The following is a 23,504-nucleotide window of genomic DNA, read 5'->3' as shown; positions in this document are numbered from 1 at the left end:
TTTCAATCTTTCGCGAATTCGACTAGCGATGCAAACCCCGGACCAAAATGCCTGACTTACTGTCTCAAACTGCTCATCAGTCTCGACCCTTACGACGCGAAGTGGGCGTTTTTGGCGCTATCATGATGGGACTGGGCGCGATTATCGGTACCGGGATATTTGTGAGTATTGGTAACGCAGCGGACATAGCGGGAACTTGGGTGGTCGTAGCCATTGCATTGGCCGCCATAGTGGCCGGTTTCAATGGACTTAGCAGCGCTCAATTGGCCGCAGCCCATCCTGTCAGTGGTGGTACCTACGAATACGGATATCGCTGGTTGCATCCCAGCCTGGGCTTCACTGCAGGTTGGATGTTCTTATGTGCCAAGAGTTCTTCGGCGGCCACTGCTGCGCTGGGCTTCGCGAGCTACGGACTCACAGTATGTGGCTTCACAACTACCAAGCTGCAATTACCTATCGCACTGGTTGCCATAGCGTCAGTTACCGGGCTGGCGCTAGCTGGTATGCGCAAGAGTTCGATACTCAACGCAATCATTGTGTCGATAACGTTGGCGGCGCTGGGATACTTCGTACTCTCTGGAGTAGTGACGCGATTGCACATGCCGACTGCTGAACTTAGCCGACTCCAATTTGCTCAACTGACCAAGAAGATCGAACTGGCTGGATTCTTGGAGGCTTGCGCACTGATGTTCGTAGCTTACACTGGCTATGGTCGCATTGCGACATTAGGTGAAGAGGTTCGTAATCCCAGAACGAATATACCCACGGCGATCATCGCGACTTTATTGATTTCGATGGTCATCTACATCGCCGTAGCTTGGGTTTGCCTGGCGACGGTGGGAACTGAATTTACTGGCAGTAATGCTGACCAGATCACGGCACCGCTAGAAACTGTGGCGCGGCAGTTCGACTTAACCGCAACAGACCGGGTAATTGCAGTGGGAGCGGTGACCGCGATGCTGGGGGTGCTCGTCAACTTGGTGCTGGGCTTGTCTCGTGTCGTGCTGGCGATGGGTCGCCGCGGAGACCTTCCGAGTATCTTTGCAACGCTCGACCGGTCTGCCACTACGCCGGTACCGGCGGTAATCGCAGTGGGCGTGTTGATTTCCGCGATTTCCTTGGTGAAAGACGTCAAGACAACCTGGTCGTTTAGTGCCTTCACGGTCTTAGTCTATTACGCCATCACCAACCTGGCAGCCATCCGCATGTCAGAGGCCGAGCGCAGGTATCCAAAACTGTTGGCCTGGCTTGGTCTGTTGTCGTGCTTGTTTCTGGCCTTTTGGGTTGACCGCCACATCTGGATCATGGGGCTAGCGGTAATCGCAATTGGTCTTGGTTGGTGGCGATACGGCAGGCGGCTGATTCCTAAGCGAAGTTCGTAGCCCTGGCCTAGCGATGTTTTTTGTAAGTGGCGAATTTAGCTGACAAGGAAACGAGACCAATCGAGCTGGAGTTTGCAGGCACATTTCAGAGGGATGACTCAGTGGACTTTTCTCGTCACCATGCCGCTGCAATAATTAAGCCTGTCTTGATGGGCTCTGTGAATAACTCTTTTGTGAGAGACGGCGGTGAGCATACATGCATAAGCCCCAATCGGAAATCAGCACGGGCAATAAAGCACTCGATGATATCCTGCACGGTGGGTTTACAGCGGATCGCATGTATTTGATCGAAGGTTTCCCGGGCACGGGCAAGACGACGTTGGCCATGCAATTCTTGATTGACGGAGCAGCCCAAGGGGAGCGCGGTCTTTACGTTAGCTTGTCGGAAACTCGCGAGGAACTCGAGGGCATCGCCCATTCGCATGGCTGGTCACTATCCGGCATCGACTTTCATGAGCTCGTCGATGAGGAGAAACTGACCCAGGACCAAGCCAACTATACCATGTTCGAACCAGCGGAAATCGAACTGGGAGCGACCATTGATCGCGTGCTCAAGAAGGTAGAAGCTATCCAACCGCGTCGAGTTGTATTCGATTCGCTATCAGAGATGCGATTGCTGGCTCACGGACCACTCCGATACAGACGGCAAATACTGGCGTTAAAGCAATACTTCGTGGGGCGTCGGTGCACTACGCTATTGCTCGATGATAAATCGGGCGGCGAGCTCTCGATGGACGCCAATGATCAACAGTTGCAGAGCCTGGCGCACGGAGTGATACGTCTGGAACAATCGCTGAACCATTACGGAAACCCACGCCGACATTTGCGCGTCATTAAACATCGTGGTCGTGACTTTGTTGGTGGGACACATGATGTTTTGCTTAAACGCGGTGGTATGGTCGTTTATCCTCGTAAAACGCTGGAAACAACCAAGTGGCAATCGACAGGTGCCAATATCAGCAGTGGAAACAAACAGCTGGACAAACTGTTGGGCGGGGGATTGATGGAAGGTACCAGCACGCTCTTGCTGGGGCCGGCTGGTGTGGGCAAATCATCAACGGCAACGCAGTTCGCCGTTGCTGCGGCCAAACGTGGTCAGCGGGCTGTACTCTTTGAGTTCGAAGAAAGCCTCCAGGCGTTGCTGGCTCGGAGTCGTGGCCTGGGCTTCGAACTAGAAAAACATGTGGACCAAGGACTGATCGAGATTCTGCATTTTCAAGCAGGTGAAACCACACCCGCCGAGTTTGCCTCTCGAGTTCGCGATGCCATCGTTCCAGATGCTCAAGGTCGAAAAGTGGCCATCGCCGTTATCGACAGTTTGAATGGCTACCTCAGCTCGATGCCGCACGAGCACTTTTTACTAATTCAGTTAAATGATATCCTGCAAATGCTCGGTCGCCACGGCATTACTTCGTTTTTGATCACCGCGCAGCACGGCATGCTGGGGACAAACATGCAAACGCCCGTCGATGCCAGCTATATTGCGGATAATGTAATATTGTTTCGCTACTTCGAAACCGCGGGTGAAATTCGCCAAGCCATATCGATGGTCAAAAAACGCACAGGCGCCCACGAGAAAACCATTCGGGAATTTGGGCTGAGCGATCAGGGACTACACATCGGTCAACCACTAGTCGAATTTCATGGGGTGCTCAGTGGGATACCCAGCTTTGTTGGAAAGAAAGACGATCTTCTGGACCGGGACGACCTGGAAGCATGACTGATGGGACAGGCAGGGAACTAAGACCGACCAATGACGACAGCTTCACAGTCACAGTGCTTGCCCCCACCCCTCAGGATGCCAAGCACTGCGAGCGGATACTGCAAGAACTCGGAATTCCAGCCCGTATTGTATCTTCAATTTACGAGATCATCCATCTGATAACCCGCGGCGTCGGCGCGGTTCTGATTGCTCAAGAGTTCTTGACCAGAGAGGCAATGGAACATCTGGAGCAAGCCATTCAAGATCAGCCTTCTTGGTCCGATGTGCCGATTCTCATCTTATTAGCTCATGGTGAAGATTCACCGCGCATCGTAGCTGACCTGCTCTCCCTTAGGCATGTGACGTTGATCGAGCGCCCTTTACGCATCGCCATGTTCGCCAGTACCTTGCGCGCAAAACTTCGAGATCGCGCGCGACAGTACGAGGTGCGAGACCTGTTGCTGCAGGCGCAGCAGGCAAACGAGTCCAAGAGCTCCTTCGTGGCTAACATGTCGCACGAAATCCGTACACCTCTAACTGCCATCCTGGGTTATGCAGAGCTGCTGCTGGAACATGTGCGCAGTGACGAGGCCCGTGGCTTTCTGACGACCATCCGCCGCAACGGAGACTATTTACTGGAGATCGTCAATGACATCCTCGATCTTTCAAAAATAGAAGCGGGCAAGATCGATTTGGACATCGAGCGCTTTGAGCTAGCGGCACTGATCGAAGATATTCGTAGCGTGCTCGAAGTTCGCGCGCAGGAAAGCGGACTCCGTTTGATCGTCGATTACCAAACGCGGATTCCCAAGTATATCGAGAGCGACGCGAAGCGGCTGAAACAAATCTTGATCAACCTGATCAGCAATGCGATCAAGTTCACCAAAGAAGGTGAAATTCGGCTGGCCATAAGTCTGCAGACCAGTGGTTCGTTGCAGTTTAAGGTCACAGATACCGGCATCGGTATGTCACCTGAACAACTTAATCGCTTGTTCAAGCCATACTCACAAGGGGACTCATTGATCGCGCAGGAGTTCGGCGGCACGGGATTGGGACTGGCTATCAGCCAGCGGCTAGCTGCTCTGCTAGGCGGTCAAATTACCGTGCGCAGTACTTTGAATCAGGGTAGTGAATTCTCAGTCACTCTCCCCGTCGGCCAGTTAGCTGAAAGCTGTTGGCTCCAGCCAGCAGACATCGTCGAATCCCAAGCACAGGAGGTATTTCCCAAAGACATTCGCCTGGATGCGCGCGTACTGATTGTCGACGACCGCCGCGATATCCGCTTTCTAACCAAACATATCCTGGCCAAAGCTGGTGGCATGATCACCGAAGCTGAAGATGGACTGCTGGCCATTGAGGCCGTCAAGCTGTCCACTCGCATGGGCGAGCAAATTGATTTGATCGTGTTGGACATGCAAATGCCCAACATGGATGGCTACGAAACGGCCAGGGTTTTACGTACGATCGGTTACTCCGGTCCCATCCTGGCGCTGACCGCCAGCGCTATGCAAGGCGATATGATTCGATGCCTGAAAGCCGGCTGCGATAGCTACATCACCAAACCCATCGTTGCTGAAAAGATACTGGCCATGGCCAGTAAACTGATCGAGGCCAATCGCTCGAGTCTTGGAAAGTCACCTGCGTAACGAATCACTGGGGATGGAACGAACTTTGCTTGTGTGGCAGCCATCTGCTATCACCAGTCCAAAATAAAGTTGTCCTGCCCATGATGCCCTTTAGCGTGCTACGATCGTTTCTGCTGTTCATAATTAGCTGGGCGTTGTTAGGCGGGGCGATCTATCTGGCGTACGACGCCTATCACAACTTTCAAACGCGCGACGTTCAATCAACCTCGATTCGCGTCCCCAGCCGCATCGGTAACGAGACGAGCAATGAGACTACGATTCTAGATGACTTGCCACAGGAGCGAACGGTAGTAGTACAAAACACCGACAACAGTTGGTATGCCTGGGGCGAGTTGGCCGTTGCGATTCTGTGCTTAGGCCTCTGCATTGGGGGACGAGCACCAGTGCGCATGTTCATGAAACGCGGTTCCGCGACGCAAAGTCAAACACTACCACCTGGTTCAAGTTTCGAGGTCAGTCGGCCTGATGGTTCGCGTTTGCATTGCCAATCCTTTGGCAGTGAGCATGGGCCCACACTGTTACTGACACATGGATGGTCATTAGACTCATCAGCTTGGCGGTACATGTTGGCATCTCTGGTACCGCGGTACCGCGTGGTTGTCTGGGATTTGCCAGGACTGGGCAAGTCGCGTGGACCTGAAAATAACGATTTCAGTCTGGAGAAACTGGCGCAGGACCTCAATGCAATTTTGGAACACGTGGCTGCAGATGGACCAGTTGTTTTGGTCGGGCATAGTATTGGTGGCATGACCCAACAAACCTTCTGTCGCCTGCACAGCGAGAAGCTGGGTAAATCTGTCAAGGGCATGGTGATGCTCCAGACTACATACACCAACCCCTTAGCAACTAATGCTTTGTCCCCAGTCGTCAAACCATTACAACCTCTAATCGCCGGCATGAATTTCATCATGATTCCGTTGGCGCCGGTCTTTTGGTTGTCAAACTGGCAAAGCTACTTCAACGGTTCGTTGCACTGGGCTGCCAGGCTCGAAAGCTTTACCGGTAAACAAACTTGGGAGCAGTTAGATCACAGCGCCAAGCTGGGCGCAAAGGCCTGGCCGGCTGTGTTAGCGCGTGGAAACTTCGGCATGATGAAGTTCAATGAAGAACATGCGCTGCCTGACATCAACGTGCCAGTCCTGGTCGTCTCAGGGGCCAACGATATCCTGACGGTCCAATCGGCCAGCCGGCACATGGAACAGTTGATTCCCAACAATACGCCCAGCTCACATGCTGGTGGGCATCTGGGCCACTGGGAGCACAACGCCGAGGTCACGCAAACCATCTTGGCATTTGCAGACGGAGCCTTTGCTAAACCAAATGTTAGCACTATCCCTATACAGGCGATGTGAAGTAATCGTTTAACCCGAGGCCGCAGGCGAGGCGAACGCAGCGGTTGATTCTCAGGTGGCAAATCACCGACCAACGCACACGGATGCTTAGGTAAACGCAGACTTAGTTAGCAGGTGCACCTCGCTTGACGGCAAATCGTTTAACCCGTAGCCGCAGGCGAGGCGAACGCAGCGATTGATCTTCAGGTGGCAAATCACCGACCAACGCACACGGATGCTTAGGTAAACGCAGACTTAGTTAGCAGGTGCGCCTCGCCTGACGGCAAATCGTTTAACCCGAAGCCGCAGGCGAGGCGAACGCAGCGATTGATCTTCAGGTGGCAAATCACCGACCAACGCACACGGATGCTTAGGTAAACGCAGACTTAGTTAGCAGGTGCGCCTCGCCTGACGGCAAATCGTTTAACCCGAGGCCGCAGGCGAGGCGAACGCAGCGGTTGATTCTCAGGTGGCAAATCACCGACCAACGCACACGGATGCTTAGGTAAACGCAAACTTGGTTAGCAGGTGCACCTCGCCTGGCGGCAAATCGTTTAACCCGAAGCCGCAGGCGAGGCGAACGCAGCGGTTGATTCTCAGGTGGCAAATCACCGACCAACGCACACGGATGCTTAGGTAAACGCAGACTTAGTTAGCAGGTACGCCTCGCCTGGCGGCAAATCGTTTAACCCGAGGCCGCAGGCGAGGCGAACGCAGCGGTTGATTCTCAGGTGGCAAATCACCGACCTACGGACATGGATACTTAGGTAAACGCAGACTTAGTTAGCAGGTGCGCCTCGCCTGGCGGCAAATCGTTTAACCCGAAGCCGCAGGCGAGGCGAACGCAGCGGTTGATTCTCAGGTGGCAAATCACCGACCAACGCACACGGATGCTTAGGTAAACGCAGACTTAGTTAGCAGGTACGCCTCGCCTGACGGCAAATCGTTTAACCCGAAGCCGCAGAGGCGAGGCGAACGCAGCGGTTGATTCTCAGGTGGCAAATCACCGACCAACGCACACGGATGCTTAGGTAAACGCAGACTTAGTTAGCGGGTGCGCCTCGCCTGACGGCTACGGGTTAAACGATGATGCACCGACCAACGCACATGGATGCTCAGGTAAACGCAGTGGTCGGTTAGAGGGTTCACCTCGCCTGGCGGCTACGCGTTAACGAGCGGTCTGGCCGAGTATCCAGTCGCCGATGGTTTGCAGGGCGACCGGTGAGATCGTTTCTTCGATGGATTCGTATTGAGAAAGAGCTCCGGTGTCGCTGGTTTGAAACAAGTGGTTCAAGCCTGGCAGTTCGACGATCTTGTAGGCCTGGTTACCGCCGGCCTTTAAACTCTCTTCGATCTTCGGCAAGTTCAGCTTGGGATCGACTTGCACGTCTTTCTCACCATTAATAGCCAGGACGGGACATTTGACTTGCTGCAAGACTGGTCCGGGTTCATGCTGCACGAAGTTGCGAAACCAGGGATTGTGCATGGCTTGTAGATTGGCTGTGACCAGCGCTGTAATCGCGGCTTTCGTTTCAGGGTCAACCGGTTCGCTCTTGGTCCCGGCTTCCGCTTCTAGCGCTTGAGCCTTTTCGATCACTTGATTGGCCGTGGTCTCGACGAACGTCTCGACTTTATCGTCTGGCTTCATTGCCTTCATGGCGGCGAAGGCAAATTCTTGAACGATGCGTTGACGCTCCGCCATCTCCGCGGTGCCGCCCTCCGCTTCGATGATTAGCTTGCCTTGCGAATAGAGAATCTGTTCGCCGTTGACGCCTGGTCCTGCCATCAAGACGATCCAGGCCAACTCAGGCTTCTTGACGGCTACCAGCGGCGCAACGATACCGCCTTCGCTATGACCGATGATTCCAATCTGCGCAGCGTCGATGCGTGCATGTTGTTTCAAGAAATCGACGGCCGCTGCGGCATCGGTAGCAAATTCTTCGCTAGTGGCCTTACCAAATTCACCGCTGGACTTGCCCACGCCGCGTTCATCGTAACGCAACACCGCCAGTCCATTTCGCGTTAGATAATTTGCTAATACCCAGAAAGGTTTGTGTCCCAGCAAGGTTTCGTCGCGATCCTGCGGCCCGGAACCGGTAACCAAGATGGCCGCTGCAAACTTCTTTTGCTTGTCATCCGACTGCGGCAGAGTCAGTGTACCACTGAGTTGTACATCCGCCGCGCCACCAGCAAAGGTTACTTCTTCGATGTCATAGGGAAAAGGCGGCTTGGGCATTTGCGGTCGCTCGGCAGCGATGACTTGCGGCTTGAGTGGTTCCTCCACGCGTGTCAGATTCAATTCCAGAGGTAAACCCTGGGACCACTTGCCTTCAATTCTTTGGTCATCAACTTTCTTACCGGTGTATTTGCCGCGCAACGAGGCCACATCGATTACAACCGTATCGCCCTCGACCGTGCGCGTGGCTTTGAATCCACCAACCTTTTGCGAGAGGCTGTCAACTACCACCTGCTCAGTGCCGCCGACGTTGTAGATGCGAAACTGCATCTTCAGCGTCTGCAGCCCCGCTTTCAGATCGCCGATCCAGACTTCAGCTGGTTTATCTGTGGGCGCAACGTCGTACTGTTTGAAATCGAGTGCAAAAGACTGACCACTTTGTTTCCACTGACCGCGAAAGACAGGTTTGTCGGCATTGGCCGTGGTGGCCTGTTCGTCTAATTTGGCAGCATACTTAGCTTTAGTGGACGACAACTCAAACTGCAACGTCTTGTCGTCGATAACCACCTCGGTCAATTCGAACTTGGCTTCGCCTTCGTCGAGACTCTTCAATTCGGCTGTCCAAGTTCCAGCGGCGTTCAACTTCGTCGTAACGACAAAACGAAACACGCGCGGCCCGGCATCCATCTCACCATAATACAGCTTGCCAGAATTAGCCGCCGGCAGTTGAGCCAAACCAGTTGTGCTGAAGCAAGCGAGCAGCAGCCTACAGAAAATTGACAATAAGCGTTGATACATGATTGAGTTCTCTTCGAGTTGAGCTGGTCAGGATTGCCAATAGTTTACACGGCTGGACGTAGTTATGTGGCATAGGCTTCCAGCCTGTGTGGCATAGGCTTCCAGCCTGTGGAGTCCCACTGACATGCTCGTAGACACCGCTGCCAAGCAGTGCTAAGCGGTGGGCAGTCACGCGTAACGCATCCACCGTCTGGCGACTGGTGGCTACGGAGCTGCATCCACCGTCTGGCGACTGGTGGCTACGGAGCTGTCTGCGAACGGCATTAGAGCGACACTACGCCACGCCAGCGTCACCTACTATGGAATCTGTTAGGATAACTGGAGATGCACACTCCAGGAGGAAATTGCAATGGCGGGCCGATCTGTTGTTGATGGTAATGAAGCTGTAGCCAGGATCGCTTATGCACTCAGCGAAGTGATCGCGATCTATCCGATTACGCCCGCCTCGGCGATGGGCGAACATGCCGACGTGTGGATGTCCCAGAAACGCCCCAGTCTGTTGGGAATCGTGCCCGAAGTCATCGAGATGCAGAGTGAAGCAGGCGCCGCGGGCGCAGTGCATGGAGCGCTGCAGGCGGGGGCTCTTTCAACCACCTTCACAGCTTCGCAAGGTCTGCTGTTGATGATCCCGAACATGTACAAGATCGCCGGAGAGCTGACTCCGACAGTCTTTCATGTCGCTGCACGCACACTGGCTACACACGCGCTGTCTATCTTTGGAGATCATAGCGATGTGATGGCTTGCCGATCCACCGGTTGGGCCATGCTGTGTGCCAGCAGCGTGCAAGAAGCTCCCGATATGGCCCTGATCTCGCATGCAGCCACGCTCGCCACGCGCTTGCCTTTCTTACACTTCTTTGATGGCTTTCGCACTTCGCATGAACTGAACTCGATCGAAGAGCTCAGCGAAGAACAAATGCGCTCGATGATCGATTGGCAACTGGTCTACGAGCATCGCTCGCGCGGGCTGACTCCTGATCGACCTGTCTTGCGTGGTTCAGCCCAAAATCCCGATGTCTTCTTTCAAGCTCGCGAAGCCATCAATCCGTTCTATGATCGGGCTCCGCAAATCGTGCAAGCCACGATGAATCGACTGGCACAGCTGACCGGGCGCAGCTACCACCTGTTCGATTATTATGGCGATCCGCAAGCTGAACGCGTAATCGTGCTGATGGGCTCGGCCTGTGGCGCATGTGAAGAAGCCGTTGATTTCCTGCGAGCTCGCGGCGAGCGCGTGGGCGTAATCAAAGTCAGGCTCTATCGGCCCTTCGATGTGGCAGCCTTTATTGCCTCTTTGCCCATATCGGTTCGCAGAATTGCGGTGCTCGACCGCATCAAAGAACCCGGCGCGATCGGTGAACCGCTGTATCAAGACGTGGTCACTGCGCTGGCCGAGCATCGCTGGGACAACAAGCTGGCCGCTCCTGAGATCGAGTGCATCATTGGTGGACGATATGGACTGGCCTCCAAAGAGTTTACGCCACCGATGGCGCTGACCATCTTTGAAGAACTTACTCGCGGGCGCCCCAAACGCGGCTTTACTATCGGCATCGAAGATGATGTGACTCATCGCAGCCTGAGAGTTGACCCAGCGCTAGAAGTCCCTGAAAGCGGGCAATTGCGAGCCATGTTTTATGGATTGGGTAGCGATGGGACCGTCAGCGCTATCAAGAGCACCGCTAAGATTGCCGGGAAGTTAGGCGGTTTGCATGCTCAAGCTTACTTCGTGTACGACTCCAAGAAGTCCGGCGCGATGACGATCTCGCATCTGCGATTGGATAACCAACCGCTGCGCGCCAGTACGCTGATTCAGAGACCAAACTTCGTCGCCTGCCATCGCTTCGCGTACCTCGAGCGATTCTCGATGCTGGACCAAGTCAGCGAAGGTGCGACCGTGCTGCTGAACTGTCCTTACCCAGCTGATCAAGTTTGGTCACACTTGCCAGCCAACTTCCAGCAGCACTGCATCGAGCGCCGCGTGCGCTTGCTGATTGTCGACGCCGATCAAATCGCCAGCGAAGTTGGACTGCCTGGACGCATAAGCACCGTCATGCAAACTTGCTTCTTTCTGGCTGCGCAGATTATTCCGATGGACCAGGCGGTCGAGGCTCTCAAAGAATCCGTCGAAAGTAGCTTCGGCAAACGTGGGGCAACGCTGGTCGACAAGAATCGATCAGCCATTGATCTGGCGCTCAAGCGCTTGCAAGAAGTTCCGCTGGGTTCCAAAGTCACAGGCACGCACGCGACATGGCAATGGACCGACACCAGCAGTGATGATTTTGTTCAACGTGTCACGGGGATCTTGTTGGCAGGGCAGGGCGACAAGTTGCCTGTCAGCGCCATGCCGGTTGACGGAACGTTTCCTACCGGCACTGCCAGTCTCGAAAAACGCAGTGTCGCCGCCGAGATTCCGGCTTGGATTCCGGATCTGTGCATTCAATGCGGACTGTGTGCCATGGTTTGCCCGCACGCGGCAATTCGCAGCAAGGTATATGCCAGCAGTGAGACCACACACGACGACCAGGCACCCGCTAGTTTTGCCTGGTTGCCGTGGCGCACCACGGGCAGTGATGGCGAAAGTGACATGCGCATGACGCTGCAGGTTGCTCCAGATGATTGCACTGGCTGTGGCGTATGCGTCGATGTCTGTCCGGCTCGCAGCAAGGAAGCCGTTAAAGTCAAAGCCATCAACATGACTGCCAAACCGGAGGTCATCAAGCAACAACGCGCGAACTTTGATTACTTCTTGAGGTTGCCTAACCTTGACCGCACCCGTATCGATACTGGAACCGTCAAGGGTTCGCAGCTTCTTCTGCCGCTGTTTGAGTTCTCTGGTGCCTGCGCAGGATGCGGCGAGACTCCGTATCTTAAGTTATTGTCACAGTTGTTTGGCGATCGAACAGTGATCGCCAATGCCACCGGCTGTTCGTCGATCTATGGTGGCAACCTGCCCACCACTCCCTGGTCCAAGAATGCTGAGGGTCGCGGACCCGCTTGGGCCAACAGCTTGTTTGAAGACAACGCGGAGTTCGGTCTGGGTATGCACCTGGCGATCGAGAAACGTCGCGAGCGAGCCCGCAGTTTGCTGCAAGAACTAGCGAGCACCTTAATCGATGCCACCTTTACTCAAGCACACATCGACCAGTTACTGAGCAATGAACAGGAAGACGAAACGCAAATTGCGCAGCAGCGATCCCTGGTCCAGTTGCTCTCGGCGCGTTTGCAACCGCAAGACGGCGAGCCCGCCAGAGAGTTGCAGCAGATGGTCGACGCCCTGGTGAAGAAGTCGGTATGGATTATTGGAGGCGATGGCTGGGCCTATGACATTGGCTTTGGTGGCCTCGATCACGTCTTGGCATCGGGTCGCAATGTCAACGTGTTGGTACTAGATACTGAGGTCTATTCGAACACAGGTGGGCAAGCGTCGAAGTCGACGCCCCGCGCGGCCATTGCCAAGTTTGCGTCGGCAGGCAAAGGGATCGGCAAGAAGGATATTGGCATGCTGGCCATGGCTTACGGGCATGTCTATGTCGCGCAGATTGCCATCGGGGCGCATCCGCTGCAGGCCTTGAAAGCGTTTCATGAAGCGGAGTCCTACGCTGGCCCGTCATTGATCATGGCCTACAGTCAATGCATTGCGCACGGGGTGGATTTATCGACTGGTATGACGCATCAGAAGGCCGCGGTCAACAGCGGATATTGGCCCCTCTATCGTTACGATCCTCGCGTAGCCCACGAAGGCTCGAAGCCATTTCATTTGGATTGTCGCAAGCCGACCATTCCTTTCAGCCAATTCGCCGCCAAAGAAGCTCGCTTCTCAATGTTGCAACGTAGCGATCCCATTCGCGCCCAGCGCTTGTTGGAGTTAGCACAAAATGACATCGATGATCGTTGGCATTATTACGAACAAATTTCGAATGTAGAACGTTCGCTGGCAGCCGTTTACGATGGAGTCGCCAAATGAGTATCGATCTTTCAACACACTATCTCGGTTTGCATCTCAAGAACCCGCTGGTCGCTGCTCCCAGCCCCTTGACCCGTTCCGTCAGCGACATCAAGCGTTTGGAATCCTCGGGCATCGCTGCCGTGGTTTTGCATTCGCTGTTCGCCGAACAAATTGAGCACGAAGAATTCGAGTTGTTGCGGCTGCATGAATTTACACATGATTCGTTCCCTGAGTCGACAGGCTTCTTACCGGAGCTAACTAATTACAATGCCGGTCCCGAGCCTTACCTGGAACTGCTCGAGGATTTGAAGAAGCAAGTTGACATACCGGTGATTGCCAGCTTGAACGGATCGGTCAGCGGTAACTGGCTGCGCTACTCGCGACTGTTAGAGTTAGCAGGTGCCGATGCCTTGGAGCTGAATATCTACTTTGTACCTACCTCGAGTACGCAGAGCGCAAGCGACGTCGAAGACCAATACATTGCGATGGTCAAGCAAATGGCGGCGCATGTGAAGATACCTTTCGCCGTCAAGCTTGGTCCCTACTTCTCAGCTCTACCACACTTTGCCAATCGCTTAATCGAGGCTGGTGCCAGTGGCCTGGTGCTCTTCAACCGCTATCTCGATCCTGAGATGAATTTAGAGACGTTGCGTGTCGAGCCACATTTGCAACTTAGCTCGCCGCACGAAAATCGCATGGTGGTTCGTTGGCTGGGTATCTTGCGCGATCAGTTGAGCTGTTCCCTGGCCGCATCGGGTGGTATCCATTCGGTGGATGAAGTCCTGAAGTCATTGCTCGCTGGGGCTAACGTAACCATGTTAGCTTCCCACCTGCTGGCTCAAGGTATAGAAAACCCGCTATCGCGACTGCTCAGTCACTTAGAAGAGTGGCTGGTCGAGCGAGAATACCATTCCGTCCAGCAGTTAATCGGCAGCGTCAGTCGCCTGCGCTGCGCCGACACCGGCGCCTTCGAACGGGCTAACTACATGAAGGCACTTGTGCAATTCACTAGGATTACTTCCAACTAGCCTCCACTGACCTTGTGTCAGTGGAAGCACGACTTGTTGGCTAGATTGAGCGACGCCTAGCCAATCAGTCGTGGCTTCCACCGAGGCGAGCTCGGTGGAGGCCGATCGCTGCGCGATTTCCTTAATTCATCTTCAGTTGGTAGTCGTAGATCATCGTCTTGCAGCCGTCGAGCTTGGCTTGCGCGAGTCTGGCAGTGGTGCCATCGAGGCTGTACTCGAAGGGTTTATCGGTGAATGGGTCGTTGGGAGCGGGGAGATCCAGCTCAGCCAGGCTAGCCGGCAGACGACCTTCGTGCTTGCTACTGTAGTCGCGGATGGCTTCGATCGTCTGTAGCATCTTCACTCGACGTTCGAAACTGCGGCAAGTCAAAAGGCCGGTGGGCAATATCATGGGGAAGGGACTGGATTTGGCACCGGTGGCAGTCAGTACAGCTTGGTTGTTAGCTTCTAGTTTCTGACTGGCAGCTATGATCTGTTGAGGCGATTGGTAACTCAGCGGTTCGAGTTGGTTGCGGACCTTGCAGTAGTGAAGATAGATGTAACGCATCACACGCTCTTCTGTGGTCATGAATTGGATGTCGGCATCGCTGAAGCCTAATTCGATGGCCAACTCTTTGCGTGCGAGTCGGTCGATGGTCTTCTGTAGTTCGGCACCTTCTTTTTCGCTGTAGCGCTGGTCACTCAACTCGGCGAACAGTTCCACAAACTTATGTGCGATATTGATCCACTCTTCATCACCGACTGGCGGTAGTGGTTCGTTCAGCCGAGCCGGGGTGGCCCACAATTCCCATCGAACCATGGGCCCCAAGTCTTGCAGTGTTGGACTCATGGCTCCCAAGGACCAATACATATTAGGACAATCTTCATATTGCATGGCCAGCTCGAGACTATCGAAGGCCATGTTGGCAATCGCCAAACCTACGAAGTGACAGACCACGACTGGTGTAGCTGCACAGTGTCGAGCGCATCCCAGTTGTGCACGGATGCCCCTCAAGGCCGCATCCATATCTCCCTTGGCCAAGCGCTGCTTGATCCATGCGGTCATGCCTCGACCAACTAGTTGGCGTTGCGACTGAATATCTGGCAGCAAGATCAGATAGGGGTTTTCACTTCGCAACGGATATTGCCAATCGGCGTAGCTCATCGAACCCGCCCGAATGGCTTGCCGCGCGAAAGAATCGAATGCCAGCTCGTTCAACTTGGGATCATTAATGTCCATCACCGCATATTCATGCAGCTTCGGATACTCATTACTCATGAACCGGCTTTGCTCGTAGACCATTCTCAGCAAGACCGGCACGGCGTTGCCTGGCTCTTGCTCATCTTCTGCAGGCAGCAAGTGGATCACATGGACTGAGTCCTTGGCTGTCTTGGCAGCCAGTTTAAGGACCTTCTTGTCGATCATTTGTTCTTGAGCAACAAGTTTGTTTGGCAGGCACACGACGGCCATGCCTAATAGCAGTGAGCACATGAAAGTGAGGCAGCGCATGATTACACTTCTCCATTGAGGAAACGTTGGGAGTCTCGGGGTCGTAATGGCTTTTCTTCGGCAGATCGGTCAGCGGGAACAACGGCTCCGTTGATCGGTGCCAGTTCCCAGGTGCTGGGCATAGAGGGGAGGCGCATGGTCTGAGTTGTTGGTCGCTCTGACGTGCGCCCTTGGACTAATGCGGCCATCCATGTTTCCGACGACGAGCGTGTTTCGGGCGAGGCGCGAACTTCAGGTGGATTGCGATTGGCTAGATCCTGGTCACGTTGGGTTGGAACCAGATGCGTGGCCAGGGAAGCGCAAGCGACCAGAGACGCAGCCAGCGCCAGGGCACGCCAGCGGACATCTTGCGTGCGTCGTTGTTTGGCAACGGCCGCCACCGCGGCTGCATAGCCACATTCATACAGCACGCGATCGCGCCGCGGAGGTCCGTCTCCAATCGATTGATTTCGCAAACGCTTCTCAAACTCATTCCACTCGGGCTGATCACTCGCTGGAGAATTGTTGTCTGGTTTATGCATGATGATCTCTTTCGTAGGCTTGTCGAAGTTTCGCGAGTCCGGATTGGTAAACTCGCCACACAGTCGCCTTGGCTTCACTTTTCAAGATTGCAATTTCTTCAAAGGTCAATTCACCCCACACGCGTGCGATGACGACTTCACGTTCACGCTCGTCGAGTGCCTTCAGAATGTCGCGCAGTTCGAGTGGCAGTGTTTGATCTGGTGAAGCAGACGATGACGTACGATTGTTAGCCACTAGCTGTTCGCGAGTGCGGCGATTCTTGCGTGAGAGTTGAGCGTTCAAGGCCAGCCGCCGAGTCACTGTGAACAGCCAGGCAGCGCAGTTGTCCGGCGGCGGATCTTCCGCGGCCAGCTTGACAAAGGCGGACTGCACAATGTCTTCGGCCTCCCCATGGGCTCCCCCCACCCAAGCGACCAACACCGACCAATATCGATCCAGGTGTTTTCCGAGTTCCTCTGGATCTAAGGGCATGAGCGGATCGCTTGCAATTGGGCGTTTTTGGGCGTTTGTGGAAACTCATGTCAACTGCGAACATTCAAGCATAAGACAAAGCTGCCGAGCAGTTTGTTTCAGAGATTTTGTGAGAAACAGTCACCTCTCCCGACGCAGAGAGAGTCGGGGGAGGTCGGAGCCCGCGTTTAGCGAGGCTCCGGGAGGGGGCAAGGCGCCGCATGGTGAGCCGACCTTGGCGCTAGTCTGTTGGTCGGTAGCGCATTTGGTTAGAGGCTACAGCGCGTGAGCGCGGGGACACCACCGGACTTTTTGCTAGCGTCACCCATCCGCGCGGGGACAGACCCGGTACTCGTCATGAGTGCATGGAACGAAGAACGCAGTGTCACCTCTCCCGACGCAGTCGGGGGAGGTCGGAGCCCGCGTTTAGCGAGGCTCCGGGAGGGGGCAAGGCGCCGCATGGTGAGCCGACCTTGGCGCTAGTCTGTTGGTCGGTAGCGCATTTGGTTAGAGGCTACGGCGCGTGAGCGCGGGGCACACCACGGTCGTTTTTGCTAGCGTCACCGGCGCGCGGGGGACAGACCCGGTACTCGTCAAGTGTCATCAGGCCCGACGTCTGTCCCCGATCTTGAGCGTGGGGACACACCACTGGTCTTTTTGCTAGCGTCACCCTTCCGCGCGGGGACAGACCCGGTACTCGTCAAGTGTCATCAGGCCCGACGTCTGTCCCCGATCTTGAGCGGGGGACACACCACTGGTCTTTTTGCTAGCGTCACCCATCCGCGCGGGGACAGACCCGGGCTCGTCCTGGTCAAGTGTCATCAGGCCGACGTCTGCCCCCGATCTTGAGCGCGGGGACACACCACGGTCGTTTTTGCTAGCGTCACCCATCCGCGCGGGGACAGACCCGGTGCTAGTCATGGGGAGCAGTCAAAAAGGGAGCCAGTGTGGCGGGCGTAAAGGGAACCAGTTCGATAAGGGGGTGATATGAAAGACCTCAACTACGCTAATCCGCCGGTCGGTAGCGCATTTGGTTAGAGGCTGCTGAGCGGCTGAGGACAGCCGCTCTAAACTTTGAGTATGCTATCTCCATTCCGTTAACGCGTGCGTTGCCCAGAGCGCCGCGGCAGTATTGAGTGGCTGGAGTGTAAATTGCCGAGAATCTACCAATGCAAACTTCCCAATGGGATGGATGTCCATTTTCGTTCGAAGGTCGATGTCGATATTCTCGCCCGTGAGTTGCTGAAGGATGACAATCTGTACCTGCGCCATGGAATTACCATCTCACAGGGTGATTGCATTGTTGACGTCGGTGCCAATATCGGCTTCTTCATTCTGTTTGTGAACAAACTGATCTCCAGTGGCAAAGTTGTGGCGTTCGAACCTATCCCTGAGGTCTTCGAAGTTCTCCAGTTGAACACGAATCGTCATAACCAACTCGATCTGCGACTGATGAATTGTGGATTGGCTAAACAGGCTGGCGAGGTGGAGTTCTCCTACTTTCCGCGAACCAGCGTTGCCTCGACCATGTTTCCAGACGCTTCGGCCGAGTACAAGCAGAACTCGCGTCAGTTCGTAATCGAAGAGATGCGTTTGGTTCATCCAGTGTTGCGCTGGGCAGTTGATGTTACGCCCAAGTGGCTTTGGTATCCGCTGGCTGAAGCGCTGCGCCGCTATTACCAGTCGAGCAAGCAGGTCAAGTGCCAATTGCGCCGACTGTCCGATGTAATCCAAGAAGAAGGGCTGGAGGTGATCAATCTACTTAAGGTCGATACCGAAGGAGCCGAAGAGGAAGTGCTCTCGGGCATCGATGTCCGCGATTGGCCTCGCATTCGTCAAGCAGTCGTGGAAGTACATCACGGCCGGCCGAGTTTGCAACGCATGGAGCAGCTTTTGCAGAGCCATGGCTTTACCACTGTCAGCGAACCCGTGGTGCCAGGCGTCGAGCACTTGCATGTAGTTTATGCTCGTCGCGCTTAGAGCGATGCATCCGTGGAGGTAGGTTCGAAGGGTCGATCGGACTGCAAGTGAATATCCCAAGGTCCGTGTAGAAGATAGGTTACGCCACGCCAAGTCACTTGTTTCAAGTTGTTGGCAAGCAACACGGCGGTGAGGTGTAGGCCTTGCGCCAGCACGAGCGCGATCGGCAATTTAAGCAGAGTGGATCCATCCAACCATTGAGTCGCTTCGCCACGTCGGGCCAAGGTTACGCGAACGCAGTATTCGAATAGGGCTACTAAGACCAGCATGGCTGCAACATAACCCAGCAGGCTACCCACTGCAAACAGAGTGGTGAACCACTCACCATAGACCAGGCCATGGACGCCCAGCATGATGGCCAGCAACCACAATAGCGAAGTGGCCACCGCATGCAGCACGATCAGCGCCCAGCCCGAATGATAGATACGCGTCCAGGTCATTTGGCGTTTAATAAAGTCCAGACAAAAGGGCAGGCTACACTTCTCTCGAATGGGCATCATCAAACCCGGCACAAATCGAATCTTCAGCTTCAACTGCTTGAGGCATTCCATGACCGGTGCGTCATGCACGATGGCCTTGGACCACTTACCGGCCATATCAGCCTGGTCAAACGCGCTGCGCCGCATGGCCAGGCAGCCACCCCAAGGAATGCTGAGCATGGCCATAGGCACAATAGCCGCAGCGTTCCATAGATAGCGAACCAGGCCACCATAAGTCGATACTGACGGTGCGAACCAGCGATTTCCGAACGTGGCACCCACACGCGGTTCAGCCAGCGGAGCCACCAAGTCTTTGAGCCATGTCGAATGCGGCATCAAATCACCATCGACCGTCACGATGACCTCTGCATGGGCAGCGATGCGGTGATAGGCTTGCACAAAGGCACTGCATTGCAAACCACAAGTAGTGCGTCGCTCGGTCAAGACGGACAGGTCAAGACGATCGCCGTACACTTGGACCGATAGATGCACAATGGCATAGGCGGAATCGATCGGACTATCTACAACAACGTGCAGAGTGAAGTCTGGATAGTCCTGTTCCATCAGTCGTTGCAAGCTAACGCTCAGTTGTGGATCGGCTCCTCGCAACGACATCAAGATCGCCACCTTGGGCCAGGCGGTCGTGCTAGAGTGCGCGGGGCTACTGCGAAGTAAGAGGCTGCAGAACCACCAGCCGATGATTGCTTGATAGATCGCCATGCAGGCGAAGCATATCATCAACCAGAATGCGATCGAAACCATGAAGTTCACAAGTGAGTGTTGTTGCCAAATGGCGAGGGGCTCGTAGCGGAAGCCGTCAAGGCTTTCGAAATTCATTCTAGTCACAGCCGCGACAACAAGCACGAAACGCTTGACGCGTTCCGCTACGGAGCAACCGGGAGCACGAAACGCTTCACGCGTTCCGCTACTCAGGGGCACGACATGCTTGACGCATGCCGCTACTGGGTTAGCAGGTTGATTAACTCTTGAGTCGAAAGTGTAGCAGCTGTGTGAGTGCCGTCGAGGATGCCGGCAACCAGGTCGCGTTTGTCTTCGTGCAGTTTAAGGATCTCTTCTTCGACGGTGTTCTTGGCGATCAAGCGATAGACCATCACGGGTTTCGTCTGGCCGATGCGGTGCGCGCGGTCGGTGGCTTGATCTTCGACGGCTGGATTCCACCACGGGTCCATGTGGATAACGTAGTCGGCCGCTGTCAAATTCAGGCCCGTCCCGCCGGCTTTGAGCGAAATCAAGAACGCGGTGGCATCGCCGTTTTGGAACTTGTCGACTTGTTCCTGACGCTGAGTGGGAGTGGTCGAGCCATCGAGGTACTGATACGTAATCTGCTCTTGATCCATCATCTCACGGATCAGCGCCAGGTGCTGGACGAACTGGCTGAAAATCAAGGTGCGGTGGCCTTCGGCGCGCAGTTCCTGCAGGGTCTCTAGCAGTTGTTGAAGTTTAGTCGAACGGTCCTTCCATGTTTCTTCGACCAACCTTGGATGGCAAGCAATCTGTCTCAAGCGTGTCAGCAGCGCAAGCAACTTAAATCGCTGGTCTTTAATATCGGGCAGCTTGGCAATCTCGCTGGCCTGGTTGAGAATTGACAAGCGATACTTGTCATACAGTTTGCGTTCGTCGGTGTTGAGTTCAACGATCAAGTTGGATTCGGTGCGCGCTGGTAGGTCTCGCAATACTTCGCCTTTGGTGCGCCGCAGGACAAATGGTTTCAGGCGATCACGCAGGGCGATGCGGCGATCATCATCGCCGTTGCGTTCGATCGGGTTAGCGAAACGTTTGCGGAATTGTTCCCAGCCACCGAACAGGCCCGGCGAAATGATTCGGAACAAGCTCCACAATTCGCCTAAGTGATTTTCGACAGGCGTACCAGTCAGAGCAATCTTCCAATCGGCCCCGATCGTAGCAATCGCTTGCGAAGTCTTGCTCTGGCTGTTCTTGATGGCTTGGGCTTCATCCAAGACCAGATTGCTCCACTGAATCTTGCCAAGTTTTTCGACATCGCGAAGTGCCAGTCCATACGAACAGACCACGATATGACCTGGGCCCAGTTCACCAAAGAAATCGCTGCGATCTGTTTCGCGATAGGAGTGTGGGGTCAGATGCGGCGCGAAGCGCTTAATTTCGCGGAGCCAGTTAAAGCCCACGGATGTGGGCGCTATCACCAGCGTTGGGCCGCTCTCGGCGCGATCCACGATCACCGCTAGAGTTTGTACAGTCTTTCCCAGTCCCATATCGTCTGCCAGCACACCGCCCACTCCCCACTCGGCCAGTCGTCGCAACCACTTGAAGCCGTCGACTTGATAGTCGCGCAGTTCGGCTTGCAGAGCCTTGGGTAGTTCTGGTTCCAGTGATTCGGCTTTCGCCAGGCGGTCGAGGCATTCTTTCCAAGGCTTGGTGGCATCGATCTGCAATTGATCTTGCAGATCTCGCATTGCCATGGCTGCGGTGCGATCGAACTTCATCTGACCGCGTTCTACGTTGACCGAATCGGACAGCTTCTGCAAACCTTCCTTGAGTTCTTCGGTAATCTTGGCCCAGCCCCGCTCGCCGATGCGAATGAAGCCACCGACGTTCGTCTGGGTATCGCTGCTGAGTGTATCGAGCAGTTCACTTAAGTTGAAACTGCCGCTCTCCAGTTCGCATTGTCCATTGAGTTGGAACCAATCTCGCTTCTGCGAGATCGATACACGCACGTTTTTGCTACTGAGAGTACCCAGCGAGCGAATCGGTGCTTCGCTTTCTTTGTCCCACAGGACTTCGACTTCGGCAGCATTTTGCTCGAGCTGTTCGACCAGCGAGAGGCCTTCCTCAAAGGTCAACTTGCCGTGCAATTCGCTTGGGTCAAGGCGGAATTGTTTCTGTAACTGGCGGACCAGAGCTTGTTCGGCTGCTATGGAGCGTTTGAGTTGCACAGCCTGGCCATCTTGCTGGCAGGATTTAATCAAGGCCCCGGTGGCTGGCAGTTGTAGAGCGCCTTGGCCATCGCGTATACGTATCCCATAGTCGACAAAGCCATCGACTCGGCACCTGAGCATCATGACAGGCGTAACTTTTTGCTCGATCACTTGACCGAATTCGGGAGGCAACGAGATACTGACGATGTTCTGTAGTTGTCGGCAACGCTCAATCAACAACTGAACGTGCTGAGGCTGAGTTACCGGGGCTAGTGCACACAGCGCGGCCATGCACTTGGATTGCGCCGTCGTCGTTGGCGTCACATAGACTCGCTGTGTGCTTAAGCTAACACTGATAACTCCATCGTTGGCAAAAACGCTATACACGTCAGCCGGTTGTAAACCGTCCTGGACAACCTTCACCGACCAACCAGCGTGGCTTTCTAACACGGCCAGCGAGGCATTGCCGATCATCACTTCCATGTTTGTTGAATCGACATACACATTCGATTGTCCGACCAATTGGGAAAGTGTGCTGGCGACATACGAACTCGTAGTGGTTGTGTAGCGTGAAATGTTCTGCAGAGCTTTCATCGCCGTGATATCGCCCGGCAAACGCTGCACACTATCTGTCAGACCAGACCACGAAGTTGCTCGGGCTTTGTTCCAGCCGTCACCCCGCTTGTTAATAGGCTGTACTGCCAGACTTAAGGAAGCTGAGCGCGCAGAAGTTGTCAGCAGCCAACATACGCGTTCGCGTTTGGCAATATCCAATGGCGGAAGTTCGACGCCAGTCGATCCATCCGCGAATCTCAAATAGTTCAAGAGATCGTTCAAATTCTCAACCGTAGCATCATACTGAAACAGCTTGCGATCAAGCTTGCCACTAGTGAAATCACCCGAGTTGACGCGTTTGGTTAGCTGGCTGCTGGATTTGCTCAGCTCTTCAATGATGTGTAGTGTGAAACCATAGCAGTGGTAACAGGCGTATTGGCCATCGGAGTCACGGCAACTGCAACCCGATGGTGGATGCTGATGCCAAACATAAATGCGATAGCTTTTGTGCCTGTCTGAATACTGGCCGACGATCGTGCCATCTGCATGGACTTCTAAGATGGTGAACCCCGACTTGTGGATCGACATTGTCGATTTGGTATTAGCGGGAAACAACTCGAGGTTTTGCTCATACAATCGCCGCCAACGATCGACGATACTTTCAGAGGCCGCAGGGTCAGCGCTCGAGTTCCTGGCGGGCGACTCTGCCTGAATCATTTTGGTGGGGGAAGGTGTCGACGCCTGCGGCGGCTTGAGCCCCGCCTCCAATAGGTCGTCATCGATGTCTTCGTCGTCGATGTCGTCCAGGTCTATATCATCGGCAGAGACGAATTCACCAAGCACAGCCTCTAGATCGTCTTCATCATCCACACGGTGTCTGCCTAGCACTCCGAATTGCTGTAGTTTGTTGAAAGCGCCAAGAATTGTGTCGTCGACTGTGGGTCGACGCTGACCGCGTCTGCGTTTGCGTCCCATCCTTGAAGATCCATTCTAAAAACCGATTTTTCTGTGCCAGATTCCACAATTATTGCCTAGGTTCGGGCTTGTGGCCATGACCCACGAAAGTTTCGACAAGCACTCCAAGTGCCGATAGCGGCCGCTTACA

General features: G+C 54.6%; 13 protein-coding genes. 7 read left to right on the top strand and 6 right to left on the bottom strand.

Features of this window, described 5'->3' with window-relative positions; all coding sequences use genetic code 11:
• Window positions 1-47: 47 nt before the first annotated feature.
• The 4 genes from SH573x_RS04780 to SH573x_RS04765 all read left to right on the top strand — a co-directional run bounded on the left by SH573x_RS04780 (window position 48) and on the right by SH573x_RS04765 (window position 6,082).
• A complete protein-coding gene (locus tag SH573x_RS04780; protein WP_479353192.1) occupies window positions 48-1,382 on the top strand; it encodes an APC family permease in 1,335 nt (444 codons plus the stop codon).
• A gap of 196 nt (window positions 1,383-1,578) precedes the next feature.
• On the top strand, window positions 1,579-3,102 hold the full coding sequence (locus SH573x_RS04775; protein ID WP_479353191.1) for an ATPase domain-containing protein: 1,524 nt from the start codon (window positions 1,579-1,581) through the stop codon (window positions 3,100-3,102).
• Window positions 3,099-4,730, top strand: coding sequence for an ATP-binding protein (locus SH573x_RS04770; protein ID WP_479353190.1), 1,632 nt, complete (start codon window positions 3,099-3,101; stop codon window positions 4,728-4,730). Before SH573x_RS04775 ends, SH573x_RS04770 begins: the two co-directional genes overlap by 4 nt.
• A gap of 80 nt (window positions 4,731-4,810) precedes the next feature.
• Window positions 4,811-6,082 carry an alpha/beta fold hydrolase gene (locus SH573x_RS04765; RefSeq protein ID WP_479353189.1) on the top strand — a complete coding sequence of 424 codons (1,272 nt, stop codon included), beginning with the start codon at window positions 4,811-4,813 and terminating at the stop codon, window positions 6,080-6,082.
• 1,147 nt (window positions 6,083-7,229) lie between these two features.
• Here SH573x_RS04765 and SH573x_RS04760 read toward each other — a convergent pair.
• Window positions 7,230-9,035 (bottom strand): alpha/beta hydrolase, encoded by a 1,806-nt coding sequence (locus SH573x_RS04760; protein ID WP_479353188.1) that lies wholly within the window; start codon window positions 9,033-9,035, stop codon window positions 7,230-7,232.
• A 349-nt stretch (window positions 9,036-9,384) separates the two neighbouring features.
• On the opposite strand from SH573x_RS04760, the gene nifJ reads away from it, so the two are divergent.
• Together nifJ and SH573x_RS04750 are read left to right on the top strand one after the other, a co-directional pair.
• Window positions 9,385-12,999, top strand: coding sequence for a pyruvate:ferredoxin (flavodoxin) oxidoreductase (nifJ, locus tag SH573x_RS04755; protein ID WP_479353187.1), 3,615 nt, complete (start codon window positions 9,385-9,387; stop codon window positions 12,997-12,999).
• Window positions 12,996-14,009 (top strand): dihydroorotate dehydrogenase-like protein, encoded by a 1,014-nt coding sequence (locus tag SH573x_RS04750; protein WP_479353186.1) that lies wholly within the window; start codon window positions 12,996-12,998, stop codon window positions 14,007-14,009. Before nifJ ends, SH573x_RS04750 begins: the two co-directional genes overlap by 4 nt.
• Before the next feature lie 121 nt (window positions 14,010-14,130).
• On the opposite strand, the gene SH573x_RS04745 is transcribed toward SH573x_RS04750, so the two are convergent.
• From SH573x_RS04745 to SH573x_RS04735, 3 genes are read right to left on the bottom strand one after another with little or no spacing between them, the layout of a single operon-like run.
• Window positions 14,131-15,498 carry a hypothetical protein gene (locus SH573x_RS04745; RefSeq protein ID WP_479353185.1) on the bottom strand — a complete coding sequence of 456 codons (1,368 nt, stop codon included), beginning with the start codon at window positions 15,496-15,498 and terminating at the stop codon, window positions 14,131-14,133.
• 2 nt (window positions 15,499-15,500) lie between these two features.
• Complete coding sequence (locus tag SH573x_RS04740) at window positions 15,501-16,019, bottom strand: hypothetical protein (protein ID WP_479353184.1); 519 nt, start codon at window positions 16,017-16,019, stop codon at window positions 15,501-15,503.
• Window positions 16,012-16,491 carry an RNA polymerase sigma factor gene (locus SH573x_RS04735; protein WP_479353183.1) on the bottom strand — a complete coding sequence of 160 codons (480 nt, stop codon included), beginning with the start codon at window positions 16,489-16,491 and terminating at the stop codon, window positions 16,012-16,014. The genes SH573x_RS04740 and SH573x_RS04735 overlap by 8 nt, the downstream gene beginning before the upstream one ends.
• Window positions 16,492-17,622: 1,131 nt before the next feature.
• Between SH573x_RS04735 and SH573x_RS04730 the strand changes: the two genes are divergently transcribed.
• Window positions 17,623-18,450 carry an FkbM family methyltransferase gene (locus tag SH573x_RS04730; RefSeq protein ID WP_479353182.1) on the top strand — a complete coding sequence of 276 codons (828 nt, stop codon included), beginning with the start codon at window positions 17,623-17,625 and terminating at the stop codon, window positions 18,448-18,450.
• On the opposite strand, the gene SH573x_RS04725 is transcribed toward SH573x_RS04730, so the two are convergent.
• Together SH573x_RS04725 and SH573x_RS04720 are read right to left on the bottom strand one after the other, a co-directional pair.
• A complete protein-coding gene (locus tag SH573x_RS04725; protein ID WP_479353181.1) occupies window positions 18,447-19,691 on the bottom strand; it encodes a glycosyltransferase family 2 protein in 1,245 nt (414 codons plus the stop codon). The genes SH573x_RS04730 and SH573x_RS04725 overlap by 4 nt on opposite strands.
• A gap of 197 nt (window positions 19,692-19,888) precedes the next feature.
• Window positions 19,889-23,374 (bottom strand): DEAD/DEAH box helicase, encoded by a 3,486-nt coding sequence (locus SH573x_RS04720; protein ID WP_479353180.1) that lies wholly within the window; start codon window positions 23,372-23,374, stop codon window positions 19,889-19,891.
• Window positions 23,375-23,504 lie beyond the last annotated feature (130 nt).

The organism is Rania fehmarnensis, assembly GCF_056494185.1.
This window is presented reverse-complemented; position numbering and strand designations above follow the sequence as displayed.

Bases quoted from the DNA above. Each gene is read 5' to 3' on its own strand.
- SH573x_RS04725 (WP_479353181.1), bottom strand. From the start codon at position 19,691: ATGGTTTCGATCGCATTCTGGTTGATGATATGCTTCGCCTGCATGGCG.
- SH573x_RS04720 (WP_479353180.1), bottom strand. From the start codon at position 23,374: ATGGGACGCAAACGCAGACGCGGTCAGCGTCGACCCACAGTCGACGAC.
- SH573x_RS04770 (WP_479353190.1), top strand. From the start codon at position 3,099: ATGACTGATGGGACAGGCAGGGAACTAAGACCGACCAATGACGACAGC.
- SH573x_RS04765 (WP_479353189.1), top strand. From the start codon at position 4,811: ATGATGCCCTTTAGCGTGCTACGATCGTTTCTGCTGTTCATAATTAGC.
- SH573x_RS04775 (WP_479353191.1), top strand. From the start codon at position 1,579: ATGCATAAGCCCCAATCGGAAATCAGCACGGGCAATAAAGCACTCGAT.
- SH573x_RS04745 (WP_479353185.1), bottom strand. From the start codon at position 15,498: ATGCGCTGCCTCACTTTCATGTGCTCACTGCTATTAGGCATGGCCGTC.
- nifJ (WP_479353187.1), top strand. From the start codon at position 9,385: ATGGCGGGCCGATCTGTTGTTGATGGTAATGAAGCTGTAGCCAGGATC.
- SH573x_RS04740 (WP_479353184.1), bottom strand. From the start codon at position 16,019: ATGCATAAACCAGACAACAATTCTCCAGCGAGTGATCAGCCCGAGTGG.
- SH573x_RS04735 (WP_479353183.1), bottom strand. From the start codon at position 16,491: ATGCCCTTAGATCCAGAGGAACTCGGAAAACACCTGGATCGATATTGG.
- SH573x_RS04760 (WP_479353188.1), bottom strand. From the start codon at position 9,035: ATGTATCAACGCTTATTGTCAATTTTCTGTAGGCTGCTGCTCGCTTGC.
- SH573x_RS04780 (WP_479353192.1), top strand. From the start codon at position 48: ATGCCTGACTTACTGTCTCAAACTGCTCATCAGTCTCGACCCTTACGA.
- SH573x_RS04750 (WP_479353186.1), top strand. From the start codon at position 12,996: ATGAGTATCGATCTTTCAACACACTATCTCGGTTTGCATCTCAAGAAC.